3 protein-coding genes and 1 pseudogene are annotated in these 2,676 nt (G+C 65.9%); all 4 read left to right on the top strand.

Features of this window, described 5'->3' with window-relative positions:
- Positions 1-288, top strand: a pseudogene (locus AC1D1P_RS20275) (MlaD family protein); the annotation flags it as partial.
- The gene (locus tag AC1D1P_RS20280; RefSeq protein ID WP_477674202.1) at positions 285-998 is read left to right on the top strand and encodes an ABC-type transport auxiliary lipoprotein family protein; all 714 of its coding nucleotides are present in this window, start codon (positions 285-287) and stop codon (positions 996-998) included. The pseudogene AC1D1P_RS20275 and the gene AC1D1P_RS20280, both read left to right, overlap by 4 nt.
- A gap of 13 nt (positions 999-1,011) precedes the next feature.
- Complete coding sequence (locus AC1D1P_RS20285) at positions 1,012-1,572, top strand: Crp/Fnr family transcriptional regulator (RefSeq protein WP_477647965.1); 561 nt, start codon at positions 1,012-1,014, stop codon at positions 1,570-1,572.
- A 317-nt stretch (positions 1,573-1,889) separates the two neighbouring features.
- The coding region (locus AC1D1P_RS20290) for an inner membrane CreD family protein (protein WP_477674203.1) at positions 1,890-2,676 on the top strand (787 nt) is incomplete at its 3' end.

Genomic DNA, 2,676 nt, shown 5'->3' on the forward strand with positions numbered 1-2,676 from the left:
GCTGCCGACGACGTCAGTGCGACCGCCACGCGCCTGAGTGAAAAGGGCGGGCCGCTCGACAAACTGTCCGAGGGCGGCGCCGCGCTGGCCTCGGGGGTGGAGACCTTCAGCGCCGGCACGCTGCCCAAGCTGGGTGAAGTGGCCGACGAAACGGCCCGCACCATGCGCCAGTTGCGCCGCACGGTCAACGCGGTAGACGACAACCCGCAGTCGCTGATTTTCGGCAACGGCCCGCCGGTACCCGGTCCGGGCGAGCCCGGTTTTTCTGCCAACGGAGAGAAAAAATGACATTCGATTTTCTCAAGACCATTTCGTCTGCTATGAATTCAGTAGCTGCTTACGCCCGCCCATCAAAGGCCTTGGCCATTTTTTCCTCGATAGTCATGGCGCTCGCGGTCAGCGGCTGCTCGGGCCTGCCCGACAAGCCCACGCGCGCCACCATGTATGACTTCGGCCCCGGCCTCCTGGCTGTTCAGCCCAGCACGCGGCAGGCGCCGTTGCCGCCGCTGGCGCTTGACGACATCTCCACCTCTGGCGGCGCGCTCGACAACATGGCGGTGCTGTACCGCCTGGCGTATACCGACGCGCAGCAGCTGCGGCCGTACTCGCAGGCGCGCTGGAGCATGCCGCCCGCACAACTGGTGCGCCAGCGCCTGCGCGAACAGCTTGGCCAGCGCCGCGCCGTGTTCAGCGCCGGTTCCAGCGTGGCACTCAACCGCAGCCAGAACGCAGTGCTGCCGCTGCTGCTGCGCCTGGACCTTGAAGAGTTCAGCCACCTGTTCACGGCGCCCAACGTCAGCGTGGGCCTGATTCGCCTGCGCGCCACGCTGGTCGAGGTGACGCCCGCGGGTGAAAAGCTGGTCGGCCAGCGCAATGTCATCGTGCAGCGCCCGGCGCCCAGCAACGACGCTCCCGGCGGCGTCCGGGCCCTCACGGCAGCCACCGACGCTGCCATCGAGGAGCTGGACCAATGGCTGCAGCAAACACCCGCGCGCTAAAACGCCTTGCGCCATGAAAACGCTGGAAGAACAACTGGATGCCGCCGGGCTGCATGTATTCGGCTGCTGCGAGCAGCTGAGCGCTTACGGACCCGACCTGCTGCAGAACTCGCAGCTGCTGCAGGACTTCACGCCTGCCGAAGCCGACATCCTAGGCGCGTCCATGCTGCTGGTTCGCGCCGAACCGGGGCAGGTGATGATCCGCGAAGGCGAAGCCGGCGACTGGATGATGCTGATCCTCAAGGGCACGGTCGATGTGACCAAACGGCTTGAATCAGCGGCCGAAGCGGCGCAGGCCGAAGCCGGCGCGGAACCGGTCGTCTCGCGCGTGGCCGTGGTGCGCAGCGGTGCGGCGATAGGCGACATGTCCATGCTCGACAGCGAGCCGCGCTATGCCACCTGCACCGCCATCGAATCTGTCGAGGCCGGCGTCTGGGGGCGCCATGAAATTGCCTTGCTGATTCGCGACCACCCCGGCGTGGGCGCCAAGCTGCTGGTCAAGATCACGCAGATGATGGCCCAGCGCCTGCGCAACACCAGCAACCAGCTGGTGAAACTCCTCAGGAAGAAATAGAACCACCCCCGTCCGGGCTCACTTCGTGTAGCCCGTTCCCCCCTCGAGGGGGCGGCGCCTGGGGCCGGCGAAGTCGGACCCTCGGCCCCCACTGGTGGAATATTCCCACTGAATACGCCCGGAATCTTCAACCCAGCATGAGCCGCGGAACCGGCTTTGCCGGGCCGCAGGCGAGCGGCCCCCTCGGGGGGCAAGGAGTTACACGAAGTGAACGACTGTGGGGGCTTCACACAGACTTCACACACGCGGCCCGCAGCTCATCCTGGCCTCACACAGGGTTTGCACACTTCCCTTCGTTGTTCAAACGAAAGGAAGTCATGAAACAAAAACTCTTCGCGCTGGCCCTGGTGGTGGTTTTGCTGGTCCTCGCGCTGTTCCAGATCAGCGGCGTGGTGCACGACCGCCAGACCTACCGGCAGATCGCCATCCAGAGCGTGGCGCAGAGCCTGGCCGGCCCGCAGACGCTCACTGGCCCGCTGATCCACCGGGCCTGCACCGAGGAGTGGGACGTCAAGTACGAGGACAAGAAAGTACAAACCGAGCGGCGCGAGTTCACACTGGTGGCCGCGCCGGCTTCGCTGACCGTCAAGGGCGGCAGCAGACTCGAGGCGCGCGCCCGCGGCCTGCATGCGACGCAGGCCTTTAATCTCAAGGCCGACATCGTGGCCGAATGGACTGACACCGAAGCGCTCAAGCCCGTGGCCGAACACGCCGGCTCACGCATGAACTGCGGCCAGCCGCTGTTGATGATGGCGGTGTCCGACTCGCGCGGCATCCGCCATGCCAGCGTCAAGATCGGCGAGCAGGTGCTGGCGCTCAAGCCCGGTACCTTCTATGGCAGCTACCCGCGCGGCGTGCATGCGCCGTTACCCATGGCCATGGTGGGAGCGGCGCCGCTGCAGGCGAAACTGGAACTTGAACTCGTGGGCACCGAAAGTATTTCGGTGGTGCCGTTAGGTGGCGACACCCGGGTGCAGCTCACGTCGAACTGGCCGCACCCGAGTTTTGGCGGGCAGTTTCTCCCGGTGGACCGCAAAGTGACGGACCAGGGTTTTGAAGCCAGCTGGCGCGTCAGCTCGCTGGCCRGCACTGCGCAGCAGGAGG

The organism is Polaromonas sp. P1_E1_2, assembly GCF_056406035.1.

Coding starts and splice junctions, on each gene's coding strand:
- AC1D1P_RS20280 (WP_477674202.1), top strand. CDS start 285: ATGACATTCGATTTTCTCAAGACCATTTCGTCTGCTATGAATTCAGTA.
- AC1D1P_RS20285 (WP_477647965.1), top strand. CDS start 1,012: ATGAAAACGCTGGAAGAACAACTGGATGCCGCCGGGCTGCATGTATTC.